Genomic DNA, 17,235 nt, shown 5'->3' with positions numbered 1-17,235 from the left:
AATCTGGAGCAGCTCTGTGGCGAGGGAGCTTGCTCCCGCTGGACTGCGAAGCAGGCCCAATTGCGGCTGCTACGAACCGAGCGGGAGCAAGCTCCCTCGCCACAGGGTTTCGGTTTTAAGCCTAAACTCAACCCAACTGCCGATTGCAATACAGCCATACCCGCAAACAGCCGTACAGTCGTGTTGCCATCAGAGGTTGTGTACAATCGAGCTGTTTTTTACGCGATACTTGCCAGCGACCCGCTGTGCCGTATTACAGTCACGGTCAATTCGCCGCAGTTTTCCCGACTCGAGTGCCCATGAACGAACAGTTGCAGCCCCTCAAGAAACAACCGCGAGCTGGTAAAGCCGGCCGCAGCGGAACCCAGGACGATATTGTCTATGCGCATATCTTCGAGGCCATCCTCGAACAACGCCTGGCGCCCGGTACCAAGTTGAGCGAAGAGGCGCTGGGGGAAATTTTCGGGGTCAGCCGCACGATCATCCGCCGGGCGTTGTCACGCCTGGCCCACGAAGGCGTGGTGTTGCTGCGGCCCAATCGCGGTGCCGTGGTGGCGAGCCCCAGTGTCGAAGAGGCCCGCCAGGTGTTCATGGCCCGGCGGCTGGTGGAGCGGGCGATCACCGAACTGGCGGTGCAGCATGCCACGGCCGAACAACTGGCTGAGCTGCGGCAGATGGTCAGCGATGAGCGCGACAGTTTTTCCCGTGGCGACCGCGGCGCCGGCATCCGCTTGTCGGGCGAGTTCCACCTCAAGCTGGCCGAAGCGGCGAAGAACGCCCCGCTGATCAGTTTCCAGCGCAGCCTCGTGTCCCAGACGTCGCTGATCATCGCCCAGTACGAAAGCGGCAACCGCTCCCACTGTTCCTACGACGAACACACCCAGCTGATCGACGCCATCGAGGCGCGTGATGCGACTTTGGCGGTGGACCTGATGATGCATCACATGGACCACATCGACAGCAAACTCAACCTCGACGAAGAAAGTGCGTCGGATGACTTGCACGCGGTGTTCTCGCATTTGTTGCAGAGCAAGAAGCCGGGGCGGTCGACGGCCAAGCTCTGAGGGTTGAATCAGCCATATCGTCAATCGCGAGCAAGCTCGCTCCCACAGTGGATTTGTGTTGTTCACATAACCCTTGTGGGAGCGAGCTTGCTCGCGATAGCGATCCAACAGGCGCTGAAACTTTAGCGCTGATGCACCAATTTACCGGCCGCATAAGTCTGCGCCACCGTCCGGTCATCCCCCAGCGTCATCAACACGAACAACCGCTCGGCAATGTCCTTGGCCTGCTTGAGGCGATAGCTCAGCAGCGGCGTGGCGTTGTAGTCCAAAACCAGGAAATCCGCGTCCGTCCCCGGCTGCAATGTGCCGATCTTGTCCTCCAGGCGCAGGGCCCGGGCGCCGCCGAGGGTGGCCAGGTACAGCGACTTGAACGGACTCAGCCGCGCGCCCTGCAATTGCATCACCTTGTAGGCTTCGTTCAGGGTGTGCAGCAGCGAAAAACTGGTGCCGCCACCGACGTCCGTGCCCAACCCTACGTTCACCTTGTGCTTCTCGGCCATCGGCAGGTTGAACAGGCCGCTGCCGAGGAAAAAGTTCGAGGTCGGGCAGAAGGCGATGGCCGAACCGGTCTCGGCCAGGCGCGCGCATTCGTCGTCGCACAGGTGCACGCCGTGGGCGAACACCGAGCGCTCGCCGAGCAATTGGTAGTGATCGTAGACGTCCAGGTAACCCTTGCGCTCCGGGAACAGTTCCTTGACCCACTGCACTTCCTGCAGGTTCTCGCTGATGTGGGTCTGCATGTACAAGTCGGGGTATTCCCCCAGCAACTGCCCGGCCAGGGCCAGTTGTTCCGGGGTGCTGGTGGGGGCGAAGCGTGGGGTCACGGCGTAGTGCAGCCGGCCCTTGCCGTGCCAGCGTTCGATCAGCGCCTTGCTCTCGGTATAACTGGATTCGGCGGTGTCGGTCAGGTAGTCCGGGGCGTTGCGGTCCATCATCACCTTGCCGGCGATCATCCGCAGGTCGAGCTTCTGGGCCACTTCGAAAAACGCATTCACCGACTGCGGATGCACGCTGCCGAACACCAGCGCGGTGGTGGTGCCGTTGCGCAGCAATTCCTTGACGAAAATATCCGCCACCGCGTCGGCGTGGGCCTTGTCGGCGAACTGGCTTTCGCAGGGGAAGGTGTAGGTGTTGAGCCAGTCCAACAGTTGCTCGCCATAGGCGCCGACCATGCCGGTTTGCGGCAGATGGATGTGGGTGTCGATCAAACCTGGCGTGATCAGCGCGTCCGGGTAATGGGCGATTTCGATATCCGCCGCCAGGGTCGGTAGCAGGTCATGGGCGTGGCCGACGGCACTGATCTGGCCGTTCTCCACCACCAGCAAACCGTCTTCGAAATATTCGTAGGACGCCTCGATACCCACTTCGGCCGGGTCGGCGAGGCTGTGGAGCAGGGCGGCGCGGTAAGCTTTGCGTGTCAGGGGCATGGGGATTCTCAACGAGTGTTCAACGGTTCGCCTGGCTGCGGCGCGAGGCCGGCAGCAGCTTGGCAATCGGTTCGGCGCGCACGGTGTGCTGGCCGAAATCGGCGTTATAGGTGGCGATGATTTCGCCGGCGATGGAGATGGCGATTTCTACAGGCAACTTGCCTTTGACTTCGTCGATGCCCATCGGGCAACGCATGCGTTGCAAGGTGGCGCTGTCGAAACCACGATCGCGCAGGCGATGTTCGAACTTGACCCGTTTGGTCTTAGAGCCGATCAGGCCGAAGTAGGCGAAATCGTTGCGCTTGAGGATCGCGGCGCTCAGTTCCAGGTCGAGTTGATGGTTGTGGGTCATGACGATGCAGTAGCTGCCGGCGGGCAATGCGTCGACTTCATCCAGTGGCTCTTCGCTGACGATCTTGTGCACGCCGTGGGGCAAGTGTTCGGGGAATTCCGCCTCCCGCGAATCGATCCAGCGCACCTTGCAGGGCAGGCTCGCCAGCAGTGGCACCAGGGCGCGGCCGACATGGCCGGCGCCGAATACGGCGATCTGCGCCTGGACCTGGCCCATGGGTTCGAACAGCAACACGGTGACGCCGCCGCAGCACTGACCCAGGCCCGCACCGAGGCTGAAGCGCTCCAGATGGGTATTCTGCTGGCCGCTGGCGAGCATGTTCCGGGCGATTTCCATGGCCTTGTATTCCAGGTGCCCGCCACCGATGGTGTCGAACGTCTGGCTGGCGCTGATGACCATCTTCGAACCGGCGTTGCGCGGGGTGGAGCCGAGTTCTTCGATGATCGTCACCAGCACACAGGGTTCGCCGCGGGTTTGCAGGTCGGCGAGGGCGCTGATCCAGTTGTACATATTCACCTCGACATCTTTGTTGTCTGTTCGGGCCTCATCGCGAGCAAGCTCGGCTCCCACAGGGGATGTGCGAACACCGACCCGATGTGGGAGCGAGCTTGCTCGCGATCGGCCGCGCCGCGGTCTAGAGCGAAGCCACTTCGACTTCAGCTTCCTCAGCCTTGACCGCCTTCAACCCTCGCATCTGCTCACACCCCCACAACACCCGCTCCGGCGTGGCCGGGGCGTCGATGTTCGGTTGATGCCGGTAATCCCCCAGGCTCGCCACGGCGTCCTTGATGGCGCACCACGCGGCGATGCCGAGCATGAACGGCGGTTCGCCCACGGCCTTGGAGTGAAACACCGTGTCTTCAGGGTTCTTGCGGTTTTCCACCAGCTTGACCCGCAGGTCCAGCGGCATGTCGGCCACGGCGGGGATCTTGTAGCTGGCCGGGCCATTGGTCATCAGCTTGCCCTTGTCGTTCCACACCAGCTCTTCCATGGTCAGCCAGCCCATGCCCTGGATGAAACCACCCTCGACCTGGCCGATGTCGATGGCCGGGTTCAGCGAGGCGCCGACGTCGTGGAGGATGTCGGTGCGCAACATCTTGTACTCGCCGGTGAGGGTGTCGATGATCACCTCGGCACAGGCTGCGCCATAGGCGTAATAGTAGAAGGGGCGGCCACGGGCCTGGCTGCGGTCGTAGTAGATTTTCGGGGTCTTGTAGAAGCCGGTGCTCGACAGCGAGACCTGGGCGAAATACGCCTGCTGCACCAGCGCCTCGAAGCTCAGGATGTGATCGCGCACCCGCACATGGCCGTTGTGGAATGCCACGTCCTCTTCGCTGACCTTGTACTGCCGCGCGGCGAACTCCACCAGGCGCCGCTTGATGGTTTCGGCGGCGTTCTGCGCCGCCTTGCCGTTCAGGTCGGCGCCGCTGGAGGCCGCGGTGGGCGAGGTGTTCGGCACTTTGTCGGTGTTGGTCGCGGTGATTTGCACGCGGTCCATTTCCACCTGGAACACCTCGGCCACCACCTGGGCGACCTTGGTATTCAGGCCCTGGCCCATTTCGGTGCCGCCATGGTTGAGGTGGATGCTGCCGTCGGTATAGACGTGGATCAAGGCGCCGGCCTGGTTGAGGAAGCTGGCGGTGAACGAAATGCCGAATTTCACCGGGGTCAGCGCCAGGCCTTTTTTCAGGATCGGGCTGTTGGCGTTGTAGCGGCGGATCGCTTCACGGCGCTCGGCGTACTGGCTGCTTTCTTCAAGCTCGGCGGTCATTTCCTCGAGCATGTTGTGCTCGACGGTCTGGTAGTAGTGGGTGACGTTGCGTTCGGTCTTGCCGTAATAGTTGGCCTTGCGCACGGCCAGTGGGTCCAGACCCAGGTGCCGGGCGATGGCATCCATCACCTCTTCGATGGCGACCATGCCTTGGGGCCCGCCGAAACCACGGTAGGCGGTGTTCGAGGCGGTGTTGGTCTTGCAGCGGTGGCCGTTGATGGTCGCATCGCCCAGGTAATAGGCATTGTCGGCATGGAACATCGCCCGGTCGACAATCGATGCCGACAGGTCCGGTGAGCAACCGCAATTACCCGCCAGTTCCAACGCAATGCCGTGCAGACGCCCGCGGCTGTCGAAGCCCACGTCGTATTCGATATAGAAGGGGTGGCGCTTGCCGGTCATCAGCATGTCTTCGACCCGAGGCAGGCGCATCTTGGTTGGCTGGCCCGTAAGGTGGGCGATGACCGCGCACAGGCACGCCGGGCTGGCGGCCTGGGTTTCCTTGCCGCCGAATCCGCCGCCCATGCGACGCATGTCCACCACGACCTTGTTCATCGACACGCCCAGCACTTCGGCCACCAGTTTCTGCACTTCGGTGGGGTTCTGGGTCGAGCAGTAGACGATCATGCCGCCGTCCTCGGTGGGCATCACCGAGGAGATCTGGGTTTCCAGGTAAAAATGCTCTTGGCCGCCGATGTGCAGCGAGCCCTGGATGCGATGTTCGGCGCTCGCCAGCGCCGTGGCCGAATCGCCACGTTGGTGGGTGTGGCTGTCGAGCACGAAATGCCGTTTGCGCAGGGCTTCGACCACATCCAGTACCGGTTCCAGGTCTTCGTATTCGACGATGGCCGCCATCGCCGCCTTGCGGGCGGTTTCCAGGTCTCTGGCGGCGACGGCCAGCACCGGTTGGCCGACGAACTGCACGTCGTCGATGGCCAGCAGCGGGTCGCCGGGCAGCAGCGGGCCGATGTCCTTCAGCCCTGGAATGTCGGCATGGGTAATGGCGATGCGTACGCCTTCGAAGGCGTAGCAAGGCGCGGTATCGATGCGGATGATCCGGGCGTGGGCGCGGTCCGACAGTCGGGCGTAGACGTGCAACTGGTTCGGGAATTCCAGGCGGTCATCGATGTACTGCGCTTCGCCGGACACATGCTTGGCGGCACTGTCATGCTTGACGCTGCGGCCCACGCCAGTGGTCAGGTCACGGGCGAACAGCTCGGCCAGTTCGGCCTGGGTCTTTTCTACGGCGTGATGGTTAGACATAAGCGGTCACCCGAGTCTCGATGTGCGGCGTTTGCAGTTCGATGAAGTATTTGCGCAACAGGTTGCGAGCGCTGAGCAGGCGGTATTCCTTGCTGGCGCGGAAGTCCGACAGCGGCGTGAAGTCCTCGGCCAGGGCCGCGCAGGCGCGTTCGACGGTGCTGTCGGTCCACGGCGCACCGATCAATGCCGCTTCACAATGCTTGGCGCGCTTGGGTGTGGCGGCCATGCCGCCGAAGGCGACGCGGGCGTCGCGGACCACGCCGTTGTCGATGCGCAGGTTGAACGCCGCGCACACCGCGGAAATATCATCGTCCAGGCGTTTGGACACCTTGTAGGCGCGGAACGCTTGTTCGGCGCTGGCCCGGGGCACGATGATCTTCTCGATGAATTCGCTTTCCTGGCGCGCAGTGACCCGGTAGTCGATGAAATAGTCTTCCAGGGCCAGGGTGCGCCGGGTCTGGCCCTTGCACAGCACGATTTGCGCGCCGAGGGCGATCAGCAGGGGCGGCGAGTCGCCAATCGGCGAGGCGTTGCCGATGTTGCCGCCGAGGGTGCCCTGGTTGCGGATCTGCAGCGAGGCGAAGCGTTGCAGCAGTTCGCCAAAGTCCGGGTATTCAGCTTTCAGGGCTTCGTAGCAATCGGAGAGGGCGGTGGCGGCGCCGATCTCCAGGCGATCGTCGAAACGCTCGATGCGCTTGAGTCCGGCGACGTTGCCCACGTAGATCATCACCGGCAGGGTGCGGTGAAATTGCGTGACTTCCAGGGCCAGGTCCGTGCCGCCGGCCAGCAGGCGCGCCTGGGGATAGGCGTCGTAGAGATCGGCCAGGTCGGCCACGGTCAGCGGCACCAGGCAACGTTTGTCGCCGCTGTTGAGCTCGCCGGTCCCGGTCGGTGCGATGGCTTTGAGGCGGGCGATGGTCTCGGCCTCGCGGGCGTCGAACTGATCCGGTTGCTGGCCGCAACAGGCTTGCTCGGCGGCGGCCAGGATCGGCCGGTAGCCGGTGCAACGGCAGAGGTTGCCGGCCAGGGCTTCGTGGGCTTTGTGGGCGTCGGGCTGCTCGCTGTTTTTTTGCAGGGCGAACAGTGACATGACGAAGCCTGGCGTGCAGAAACCGCACTGCGAACCGTGGCAATCGACCATCGCCTGCTGGACGCTGTGCAGCTGGCCCTGGTGCTTGAGGTCTTCGACGCTGATCAACTGCTTGCCGTGCAGGGACGAGACGAAGGTCAGGCACGAATTGAGGCTGCGGTAGCGAATGCGTTCGCGGCCATTCGCGTCCGTTTCCAATTCGCCCACCACCACAGTGCACGCACCACAGTCGCCGCTGGCGCAGCCTTCTTTGGTGCCCGGTTTACCAACATGTTCGCGCAAGTAGTTGAGCACGGTCAGGTTCGGGTCCAGGGCGTGCTCGCTACGGAGTTCCTGGTTGAGTAAAAACTGGATCACGGAAGGCCTCGCAGACTCATTATTGTTGTATCGACATGGGCCTGAATTTATCAGGTCTGACTTTTCGGTCAATGATTTTCTGACTTAAAGGTCAGGAAAATTCATTTGGTCGATAAACAACGGTTTCGGGTATTGATCCTCGAGGGGATGCCCTATACCCATCAGTTAAGCGCAAATCCCTGTGGGAGCGGGCTTGCTCGCGAAGACGGCGTTTCTGTCGGTAGATTTCTTGCGGACGGACTGGCCTCTTCGCGAGCAAGCCCGCTCCCACAGGGGCCGGACCACTGAAAAAATTGCTTATATCGTGCCAAAAACCCACTGCAGGCCCTGCGCCATGACGTATCGAGTGCGCTACACTGCGCCGCTTGTGCAAATCGAAGAGTTTGAAGGACAACCATGACGTTCAAGGCCCCGGACAGCCTCGCCGAGCAAATCGCCCACCATCTCGCCGAACGCATCATTCGCGGCGAAATGAAGCCGGGAGAGCGCATCCAGGAACAGAAGGTCACGCTGGCGCTCAACGTCAGCCGCGGCTCGGTCCGCGAGGCCTTGCTGATCCTGGAACGACGCCATTTGATCGCGATCCTGCCGCGCCGCGGCGCCCACGTTACCGAACTCACCGAGCACAAGGTGCGCAGCCTCTGCGCGCTGATGAGCGAGCTGTACATCCTGCTGGGCAACGCCGTGGCCCATGGCTGGAAAGAACAGGCCGACATGGCGCCGTTCGTGGCGATCCAGCAGCGCCTCCAGGACGCCTACGCGCGCCAGGACATCCGCACCTTCGTCGATGAAAGCTTCAGTGTGATGCGCGCGGCCTATCCCTTTGCCAACAACCCGTACTTGCAGGAAACCGTCGAGAACCTGCAGCCGGCCATGAGCCGTGCCTATTTCCTGGCTCTGGAGCAGCGCAAGGCGGAAATGAGCGAATTCCTCGACCTGTTCCAGCGCTTGCTCGCCGCCGTGCTGGCCCGTGATCTGCCGCAGATCCGCATCGTGCTCACGGCCTACGCCCAGCGCAGTTGCGATCTGGTGGTTTTTGCCCTGACGGCGGCCTGACGTGCGGCTCAAGTGCATCAAGTTGGCGGGGTTCAAGTCCTTCGTCGACCCGACCACGGTGAACTTCCCCAGTAACATGGCGGCGGTGGTCGGACCCAACGGTTGCGGCAAGTCGAACATCATCGACGCCGTGCGCTGGGTGATGGGCGAGAGCTCAGCCAAGAACCTGCGCGGCGAGTCGATGACCGATGTCATCTTCAACGGCTCCACCAGCCGCAAACCGGTCAGCCAGGCGAGCATCGAGCTGGTGTTCGACAACTCCGACGGCACCCTGGTTGGCGAGTATGCGGCTTATGCGGAGATTTCCATTCGTCGCAAAGTGACCCGCGACAGCCAGAACAGCTATTTCCTCAACGGCACCAAGTGCCGGCGTCGCGACATCACCGATATTTTCCTCGGCACCGGCCTGGGCCCGCGCAGCTACTCGATCATCGAACAGGGCATGATCTCCAAGCTGATCGAAGCCAAGCCCGAGGACCTGCGCAATTTCATCGAAGAGGCTGCGGGGATCTCCAAATACAAGGAACGGCGGCGCGAGACCGAAAACCGCATTCGTCGTACCCACGAAAACCTGGCGCGCCTGACCGACCTGCGCGAAGAGCTCGAACGTCAGCTCGAACGTCTGCACCGCCAGGCCGAGGCCGCGAAGAAATACCAGGAATACAAGGGCGAGGAGCGCCAGCTCAAGGCCCAGCTTTCGGCCCTGCGCTGGCAGGCGTTGAACGAGCAGGTCGGCCAGCGTGAAGCGATCATCGGCAACCAGGAAGTCAGCTTCGAAGCCCTGGTGGCCGAGCAGCGTAATGCGGACGCCGCCATCGAGCGCCTGCGCGACGGCCATCATGACCTGTCCGAGCGCTTCAATCTGGTGCAAGGACGCTTCTATTCCGTGGGGGGTGACATCGCCCGGGTCGAGCAGAGCATCCAGCATGGGCAGCAACGGCTGCGGCAGTTGCAGGATGATTTGAAGGAAGCCGAGCGGGCGCGCCTGGAAACCGAATCGCACCTGGGCCACGACCGTACCTTGCTGCTGACCCTCGGCGAAGAGCTGGACAGGCTCACGCCGGAGCAGGAAATCACCAGTGCCGCCGCCGAAGAGGCCGCCGCGGCCCTGGAAGAAGCCGAACTGACCATGCATGGCTGGCAAGAGCAGTGGGACAGTTTCAACCTGGCCTCGGCCGAGCCGCGGCGCCAGGCTGAAGTCCAGCAGTCGCGCATCCAGCAGTTGGAAACCAGTATGGAGCGCCTGGCCGAACGTCAGCGCCGCCTGTCCGAAGAGCGCGCCTTGCTCGCGGCGGACCCGGAAGATGCAGCGATTCTGGAGTTGAGCGAACAACTGGCGACCAGCGAAGCCACCCTCGAAGACCTGCAGGCCAGCGAAGACGCCCAGGTCGAACGCCTTGAGCAACTGCGCCAGGCCTTGCAATTGGCCTTGCAGAACCAGCAGCAGGGCCAGGGTGAGTTGCAGCGGCTCAATGGGCGCCTGGCTTCGCTGGAGGCCTTGCAGCAAGCGGCGCTGGACCCAGGCACCGGCACCGCCGAATGGCTGCGCGACCAGCACCTGGCCGAGCGTCCGCGGCTGGCCGAGGGGCTGAAGGTCGATGCCGGTTGGGAGCTGGCGGTGGAAACCGTGCTGGGGGCCGACCTGCAAGCGGTACTGGTGGATGACTTCGGCGGCTTCGACCTGTCGAGTTTTACCCAGGGCGACCTGCGCCTGCTCAGCCCGGCTGGCGACGGCGTGCGAATTCCCGGCAGCTTGCTGGACAAGGTCGAGGCCCAGGTGGACCTGTCGCCCTGGCTGGGACAGGTCAAGCCGGTGGACAGCCTTGAGCAGGCCTTGGCCCTGCGCGGGCAATTGGCGGCCGGCGAAAGCCTGATCAGTCGTGACGGGTATTGGGTCGGCCGGCATTTCCTGCGGGTGCGCCGGACCAGCGAAGCCGAGAGCGGCATGCTCGCCCGTGGCCAGGAAATCCAGCGCCTGGACGCCGAGCGCGAAGAGCGCGAGGCCAGCGTCGAAGCCCTGGAAACCGAATTGCAAAACCTGCGGGCGCAACAGCGTCAACAGGAAAACGGCCGCGAACACCTGCGGCGGCTGTTGCAGGATGAGGCGCGCCAGCAAGGCGAGCTCAAGGCGCAGTTGTCGGCCGGCAAGGCCAAGGTCGAGCAACTGGCGCTGCGTCGCACCCGCCTGGAAGAAGAAATCGCCGAACTGGGCGAGCAGCGGGCGCTGGAGCACGAACAGATCGGCGAGGCGCGCTTGCAACTGCAAGAGGCCCTCGATGCCATGGCACTGGACACCGAGCAGCGTGAACTGCTGCTGGCCCAGCGTGACAGCTTGCGTGAGCGCCTGGATCGGGTGCGCCAGGAAGCACGCCAGCACAAGGACCACGCCCATCAGTTGGCGGTGCGCCTGGGCTCGCTCAAGGCGCAATACGATTCCACGCGCCAGGCCTTGGAACGGCTGGAAATGCAGTCCGAACGCCTGACCGAAAAACGCGAGCAGTTGAGCCTCAATCTGGAAGAGGGCGAGGCGCCTTTGGAAGAGCTGCGCCTCAAACTCGAAGAGTTGCTCGACAAGCGCATGAGTGTCGACGAGGAACTCAAGACGGCGCAGATCGCCTTGGAGGACGCCGACCGCGAACTGCGCGACGCCGAGAAGCGCCGCAGCCAGGCCGAGCAGCAATCCCAACTGATCCGCGGGCAGATGGAACAGCAGCGCATGGAGTGGCAGGCCCTGACGGTGCGGCGCAAAGCCTTGCAGGACCAATTGCTGGAAGACGGCTACGACCTCGACGGCGTGCTCGCCACCCTGGTGGCCGGGGCGAACGAGAAAGACGCCGAGGAAGAACTGGAGCGCATTGCCCAGCGTATCCAGCGCCTGGGGGCAATCAACCTGGCGGCCATCGACGAGTACCAGCAGCAGTCCGAGCGCAAGCGCTACCTGGACGCCCAGAACGATGACCTGGTGGAAGCGCTGGAGACCCTGGAAAACGTCATCCGCAAGATCGACAAGGAAACCCGCAACCGCTTCAAGGACACCTTTGATCAGATCAACGGCGGTTTGCAGGCCCTTTTCCCAAAAGTTTTCGGTGGCGGCAGCGCCTATTTGGAACTGACGGGCGAAGATTTACTCGATACAGGGGTGACAATCATGGCGCGTCCTCCTGGCAAGAAGAACAGCACCATCCATTTGCTCTCTGGTGGCGAAAAGGCGCTGACCGCGTTGGCCCTGGTCTTTGCCATTTTCAAATTGAACCCGGCGCCGTTCTGCATGCTCGACGAGGTCGACGCGCCATTGGACGACGCCAACGTAGGCCGTTACGCACGGCTGGTGAAGGAGATGTCTGAAACGGTGCAGTTCATCTACATCACCCACAACAAGATCGCCATGGAAATGGCCGATCAGTTGATGGGGGTGACCATGCATGAGCCCGGCTGTTCGCGACTGGTGGCAGTGGATGTGGAGGAGGCCATGGCCATGGTGGATGCCTGAACAACCGGTTGTAGGGCTTCTACTTCGAACGCTGTAGGTATTTTTTACCCAGGGGGTTGATGTTCAATTCACAGATTGGGCACAAGCCTGTGCGACAGACGGTGTAAAGTTATCTTTGGTCGTGCTAGTTTAATGTCAATTTTTCGTATGCGTGGGCAAAACGCCATTCAGAACATAGAGTTGGCGCCACGTTTTAAAGCGGTTTGCAAATAGCTAAGCCCCTTATTTTTCAGCATTTTTATAGAGGCACGGGATTACATGGAAATCGGTCTGCGCGAGTGGCTGATCGTCATCGGCATCATTGTCATTGCCGGTATTCTTTTCGACGGCTGGCGTCGCATGCGCGGCGGCAAGGGGAAACTGAAGTTTCGCCTTGATCGCAGCCTGTCGAACCTGCCCGATGAGGATGACAGCGCCGAACTGCTGGGTCCGCCGCGGGTGCTGGACACCCACAAGGAGCCGCAACTGGACGAGCACGACTTGCCGTCGATGAGTGCCCCTGTCCGCGAGCCACGGGAGTCGGGATCCAAGCGCGGCAAGCGCAACAGCGAGCCGTCCCAGGGGGATTTGAACCTTAACCTCGACCTGGATGGTGGGCCGAGCTTCAGCAGTCGCGACGGCGACTTCCCGGACGAGACCAAGACCCCGAGCGTCGACAAGGACCAGGCCCAGGCTGAAGAAGTGCTGGTGATCAGCGTGATCTGCCGCGACCCGGCCGGCTTCAAGGGCCCGGCGTTGCTGCAGAACATCCTCGAAAGCGGCCTGCGTTTCGGCGAGATGGACATTTTCCACCGCCACGAAAGCATGGCCGGCAACGGCGAGGTGCTGTTCTCCATGGCCAACGCGGTCAAGCCCGGTGTGTTCGACCTCGACGACATCGATCATTTCAGCACGCCGGCGGTGAGCTTCTTCCTCGGCCTGCCGGGCCCGCGTCATCCCAAGCAGGCCTTCGACGTGATGGTGGCCGCGGCTCGCAAGCTGTCCCAGGAACTCAATGGCGAGCTCAAGGATGACCAGCGCAGTGTGCTGACCGCCCAGACCATCGAGCACTACCGCCAGCGCATCGTCGAATTCGAGCGCCGGGCGCTGACCCAGAAGCGCTGAGCGATGGATGGCTCTCCTGTCCAGAGAGCTTTATGTGGCGAGGGAGCTGGCTCCCGCTGGGGTGCGAAGAGCACCCCCACGTATCAAGAAAATCGAGCAGCCTAGGCTGCTCTTTTGCTTTATGAGAGAACACCCATGAACGCCGTCGAAACCCGCATCCAACAGCTGCGCACAGAGTTGGACCAGCACAACTACCGCTACCACGTCCTCGATGAGCCAAGCATCCCCGATGCCGAGTACGACCGCCTGTTCCACGAGCTCAAGGCCCTGGAAGAGCAGCATCCGGACCTGGTCACCAGCGACTCCCCGACCCAACGGGTCGGCAGCGTGGCGCTGTCGGCGTTCAGCCAGGTGCGCCACGAGATCCCGATGCTCAGCCTGGGCAACGCCTTCGACGAAACCACAATGCGTGAATTCGACCGGCGGGTGACCGAAGGTCTCGACCTGCCCATGGGCGACTTGCTGGGCGGTGGCGCGGCGGTGGAGTACAGCTGCGAGCCGAAGCTCGATGGCCTGGCGGTCAGCCTGTTGTACCAGGACGGCATGCTGGTGCGTGGCGCCACACGCGGTGACGGCACCACGGGCGAGGACATCAGCGTCAATGTGCGCACCGTGCGCAACATTCCCCTCAAGTTGCAGGGCACTGGCTGGCCACCGCTGCTGGAAGTGCGCGGCGAGGTGTACATGTCCAAGGCTGGCTTCGAGCGTCTCAACGCTACGCAGCTGGAGGTGGGCGGCAAGACGTTTGCCAACCCGCGCAACGCGGCGGCCGGCAGCCTGCGTCAGCTCGATTCCAGGATCACGGCCAACCGTCCCCTGGAGTTCTGTTGCTACGGCATCGGCCAGGTGACGTCGGACATCGCCGACACCCACATCGGTAACCTCAAGCAACTCAAGGCCTGGGGCCTGCCCATCAGCCGTGAGTTGAAGCTGGCCCACGGTATCGATGAATGCCTGGATTACTACCGTGACATCGGCGAGCGGCGCAACGCGTTGCCCTACGAGATCGACGGCGTGGTGTTCAAGGTCAACAGCATCGCTTCCCAGCGCGAACTCGGTTTCCGCGCCCGGGAACCGCGTTGGGCCATCGCCCATAAGTTTCCCGCCACTGAAGAGCTCACCGAGCTGCTGGACGTCGAGTTCCAGGTCGGCCGCACGGGCGCGGTGACTCCGGTGGCCCGTCTCAAGCCGGTGAAAGTCGCCGGCGTGACCGTGGCCAACGCCACCCTGCACAACATGGACGAAGTGGCGCGCCTGGGCGTGATGATCGGCGACACCGTGATCATCCGGCGTGCCGGGGATGTGATCCCACAGGTGGTGCAGGTCGTCACCGAGCGCCGTCCGGAAAACGCCCGCCCGGTGGAGGTGCCCCAGCAATGTCCCGTCTGCGGCTCCCACGTCGAGCGCACGCAATTGATCAAGCGCAACAAGGGCCGCGAAACCGTCAGCGAAGGCGCGGTGTACCGCTGTGTCGGTCGCCTGGCTTGTGGCGCCCAACTCAAGCAGGCGATCATTCATTTCGTCTCGCGTCGGGCCATGGACATCGAGGGCCTGGGCGAGAAGAGCGTCGAGCAACTGGTGGATGAGGGACTGGTGGGTTCGCCTGCCGATCTGTATGCCTTGACCTTCGAACAGGTGGTCGACCTGGAAGGCTTCGCCGAGCTGTCGAGCAAGAACCTGCTGGCTGCCATCGTCGACAGCAAAAAGCCGAGCCTGGCGCGTTTCATCTATGCCCTTGGCATCCCGGACGTGGGCGAGGAGACCGCCAAGGTCCTGGCCCGCTCCCTCGGTTCGCTGGAGCGCGTGCAGGCGGCCTTGCCCCAGGTACTCACGTATTTGCCGGACGTCGGTCTGGAAGTCGCCCACGAGATCCACAGCTTCTTTGAAGACCCGCACAACCGCCAGGTGATCAAGGACCTGCTGCGCCATGGCCTCGAGATCCAGGACCAGGGCGAGTTGGGCGCCGAGTTCTCCGCCAGCACCACCCTGGGTGGCTTTCTCGACAAGCTGCACATTCCTTCGGTGGGGCCGGGTGGGGCGCAGAAACTGGCGGACAAGTTCGGCTCGCTCGAAGGGGTGATGAGCGCCGATTGGCTGGACATGCGCCAGGCGCTGCCGGAAAAGCAGGCCAACGCCGTACGCGAGTTCTTCGCCATCGCCGCCAACCGTCAGCAGGCCGAAGCGGCGGAACAACAATTGCGCGATTTCGGTATGCACTGGCAGAGCGAGAAGAAAGTCGTCGAAGGCTTGCCCGAGGCTGGGCACACCTGGGTGCTGACCGGTTCGCTGGAACTGATGAGTCGTGATGTTGCCAAGGACAAGCTGGAGAGTCTGGGGGCCAAGGTCGCCGGTTCCGTGTCGGCGAAAACCCATTGCGTGGTGGCCGGGCCGGGGGCGGGTTCGAAATTGACCAAGGCAAACGAGCTGGGCCTCAAGGTGCTCGACGAAGCGGCGTTCGTGGCTTTTTTGAGTCAGCATGGCATCACGGTTCAATCGTGAGGCACCTCTGTGGCGAGGGAACAAGCTCCCTCGCCACGGTTTATTCGGTGTTGTGACGCAGTGCGGGGGAACGATCCGACACGGAGCATGATCTAGTCTTGCAGGCTCCAGGGAGAGATCGCCATGTACCGCTTCTTCGAACAATTGAGTTCACGCATCGCCGCACCGTTCATGGGCGACCGGTCGCGCAACAGCAAGGTGTGGCCGTGTCGTTGCGGCCAGTCCCTGTTTTTTCGCAACAGCCAATGCCTGGCCTGCCTGGCGGCCCTGGGGTATCAGCCCGAGCAGAGTCGCCTGTCGTCCTTGCAACCCGCTGAGCAGCCCGGCACCTGGACGCTGGATGCCGACCCGCAAGCCGGGCTGTTCCGGCGCTGCGCCAATCTCGACACTCCGGCGGCCTGCAATTGGCTGCTGCCGGACAATGGGCGCGATACCCTGTGCATCGCCTGCAGCTTGAATCGCACCATCCCCGACCTGTCGATTCCGGAAAACCCTGAGCGCTGGCGCAAGGTCGAGACCGCCAAGCGTCGGCTGGTCGCGCAACTGATTACCTTTGGCTTGCCGGTCATCCCGAAAACCGTCGACGAAAATATCGGCCTGGCCTTCGACTTCATCGGCATCGACCCCGACGGCAAATCGCCGATGACCGGCCATGCCAGCGGGTTGATCACCCTCGATATCAAAGAGGCGGACGATGCCCATCGTGAGTACGTGCGCCAGCAGATGCGCGAGCCGTATCGCACCTTGCTCGGGCATTTTCGTCATGAGGTGGGGCATTACTACTGGGATCGGCTGATTGCCAACAGCCACTGGCTCGAGGCGTTTCGCGAGTTGTTCGGCGATGAGCGCGCCAGTTATGCCGAAGCCCTGGAACGCCACTACCAGCAAGGCGCGCCACAGGATTGGCAAACCCATTACGTCAGTGCCTACGCCACCATGCACCCATGGGAAGACTGGGCGGAAACCTGGGCCCATTACCTGCACATGATGGACGCGGTAGACACCGCCCTGGGCTTCGGCATGAGTGCCCGAGAGATGGATTTCGACTACCAGCCGTTCCTGCCCGAGACCTTGTACGACGCCGAACACGCAGGCGGTGCGGCTTTCCTCTCGTTCGTCAACGCCTGGATCGAACTGGCCGGTATGCTCAACGAATTGTCCCGCAGCATGGGCCAGCCGGATTTCTACCCGTTCGTCGTACCGGCGGCGGTGATCACCAAACTGCATTTCATCCATCTGGTGATCCAGGAAGAGGGCGGTCGGGCGGATGAGGTGTTGTTGTAGTTTTCTGTGGAGGCAGCTTGCAACCCTGTTGAATGTACCGACGCCTTCGCGAGCAAGCTCGCTCCCACACGAAGCGCAGATCCCCTTGTGGGAGCGAGCTTGCTCGCGATAGCGCCAGGTCAGCTTGCAATCAAGCCGGATATGCCGACTTCATCGCAGACGCGCTTTGTTCCCACAGCAAGTGCTTGAACATCTTCAGTTTTTTAATGCACCGCGAACGGTTGTAACTTCTTGCCAGATAGGTACAATGGCGCGGCTCGCCGTCAGGCGGGCGTCGTTATGGTGACCCCATCGGTCCCCCCGCAACGATTACCCGTGAACCTGGTCAGATCCGGAAGGAAGCAGCCACAGCGGGAACATTGTGTGCCGGGGTGTGGCTGGTGGGGTTGCCTCCATAACGCCGAGCCTTCATTCGCAAGGTTCATCATAACTTCCTTATTCTTTTTGATTGCTGATCGATATCGATCGTTATCTTCTG

Annotated in this window: 10 protein-coding genes and 1 other RNA gene; 7 read left to right on the top strand and 4 right to left on the bottom strand. The window is 62.4% G+C overall.

Annotation, left to right across the window (positions count from 1 at the left end):
• The first annotated feature begins 299 nt into the window (after positions 1–299).
• Positions 300–1,064: a GntR family transcriptional regulator gene (locus BLO80_RS04265; protein WP_003183531.1), complete on the top strand. Its 765-nt coding sequence runs from the start codon at positions 300–302 to the stop codon at positions 1,062–1,064.
• 122 nt (positions 1,065–1,186) lie between these two features.
• Here BLO80_RS04265 and guaD read toward each other — a convergent pair whose 3' ends face one another.
• The 4 genes from guaD to xdhA form a co-directional block, all read right to left on the bottom strand.
• Positions 1,187–2,491 (bottom strand): guanine deaminase, encoded by a 1,305-nt coding sequence (guaD, locus tag BLO80_RS04260; RefSeq protein ID WP_092326974.1) that lies wholly within the window; start codon positions 2,489–2,491, stop codon positions 1,187–1,189.
• A 19-nt stretch (positions 2,492–2,510) separates the two neighbouring features.
• A complete protein-coding gene (xdhC, locus tag BLO80_RS04255) occupies positions 2,511–3,353 on the bottom strand; it encodes a xanthine dehydrogenase accessory protein XdhC (protein WP_092326973.1) in 843 nt (280 codons plus the stop codon).
• A 124-nt stretch (positions 3,354–3,477) separates the two neighbouring features.
• Positions 3,478–5,877 (bottom strand): xanthine dehydrogenase molybdopterin binding subunit, encoded by a 2,400-nt coding sequence (gene xdhB, locus BLO80_RS04250; RefSeq protein WP_092326971.1) that lies wholly within the window; start codon positions 5,875–5,877, stop codon positions 3,478–3,480.
• A complete protein-coding gene (gene xdhA, locus BLO80_RS04245) occupies positions 5,870–7,324 on the bottom strand; it encodes a xanthine dehydrogenase small subunit (protein ID WP_092326970.1) in 1,455 nt (484 codons plus the stop codon). The genes xdhB and xdhA overlap by 8 nt, the downstream gene beginning before the upstream one ends.
• A gap of 396 nt (positions 7,325–7,720) precedes the next feature.
• On the opposite strand from xdhA, the gene BLO80_RS04240 reads away from it, so the two are divergent.
• The 6 genes from BLO80_RS04240 (at position 7,721) to ffs (ending at position 17,143) form a co-directional block, all read left to right on the top strand.
• Positions 7,721–8,380: a GntR family transcriptional regulator gene (locus BLO80_RS04240; RefSeq protein ID WP_092326968.1), complete on the top strand. Its 660-nt coding sequence runs from the start codon at positions 7,721–7,723 to the stop codon at positions 8,378–8,380.
• A 1-nt stretch (position 8,381) separates the two neighbouring features.
• Positions 8,382–11,870, top strand: coding sequence for a chromosome segregation protein SMC (smc, locus tag BLO80_RS04235; RefSeq protein WP_092326967.1), 3,489 nt, complete (start codon positions 8,382–8,384; stop codon positions 11,868–11,870).
• Between the two features lie 258 nt (positions 11,871–12,128).
• Complete coding sequence (gene zipA / locus BLO80_RS04230; protein WP_092197434.1) at positions 12,129–12,974, top strand: cell division protein ZipA; 846 nt, start codon at positions 12,129–12,131, stop codon at positions 12,972–12,974.
• A gap of 135 nt (positions 12,975–13,109) precedes the next feature.
• On the top strand, positions 13,110–15,473 hold the full coding sequence (gene ligA / locus BLO80_RS04225; RefSeq protein WP_092326965.1) for an NAD-dependent DNA ligase LigA: 2,364 nt from the start codon (positions 13,110–13,112) through the stop codon (positions 15,471–15,473).
• Positions 15,474–15,596: 123 nt separating this feature from the next.
• On the top strand, positions 15,597–16,757 hold the full coding sequence (locus BLO80_RS04220) for a zinc-binding metallopeptidase family protein (protein ID WP_092326964.1): 1,161 nt from the start codon (positions 15,597–15,599) through the stop codon (positions 16,755–16,757).
• Positions 16,758–17,046: 289 nt separating this feature from the next.
• An RNA gene (gene ffs, locus BLO80_RS04215) (signal recognition particle sRNA small type) lies at positions 17,047–17,143 on the top strand.
• Positions 17,144–17,235 lie beyond the last annotated feature (92 nt).

It is taken from the genome of Pseudomonas sp. NFACC56-3, assembly GCF_900100025.1.
Classification (GTDB): Bacteria; Pseudomonadota; Gammaproteobacteria; order Pseudomonadales; family Pseudomonadaceae; genus Aquipseudomonas; species Aquipseudomonas fluorescens_AA.
This window is presented reverse-complemented; position numbering and strand designations above follow the sequence as displayed.

What these genes read in the sequence shown, in the direction of transcription:
- xdhB (WP_092326971.1), bottom strand. Translation starts at nt 5,877, where the DNA reads ATGTCTAACCATCACGCCGTAGAAAAGACCCAGGCCGAACTGGCCGAG.
- guaD (WP_092326974.1), bottom strand. Translation starts at nt 2,491, where the DNA reads ATGCCCCTGACACGCAAAGCTTACCGCGCCGCCCTGCTCCACAGCCTC.
- BLO80_RS04220 (WP_092326964.1), top strand. Translation starts at nt 15,597, where the DNA reads ATGTACCGCTTCTTCGAACAATTGAGTTCACGCATCGCCGCACCGTTC.
- xdhC (WP_092326973.1), bottom strand. Translation starts at nt 3,353, where the DNA reads ATGTACAACTGGATCAGCGCCCTCGCCGACCTGCAAACCCGCGGCGAA.
- zipA (WP_092197434.1), top strand. Translation starts at nt 12,129, where the DNA reads ATGGAAATCGGTCTGCGCGAGTGGCTGATCGTCATCGGCATCATTGTC.
- BLO80_RS04240 (WP_092326968.1), top strand. Translation starts at nt 7,721, where the DNA reads ATGACGTTCAAGGCCCCGGACAGCCTCGCCGAGCAAATCGCCCACCAT.
- BLO80_RS04265 (WP_003183531.1), top strand. Translation starts at nt 300, where the DNA reads ATGAACGAACAGTTGCAGCCCCTCAAGAAACAACCGCGAGCTGGTAAA.
- ligA (WP_092326965.1), top strand. Translation starts at nt 13,110, where the DNA reads ATGAACGCCGTCGAAACCCGCATCCAACAGCTGCGCACAGAGTTGGAC.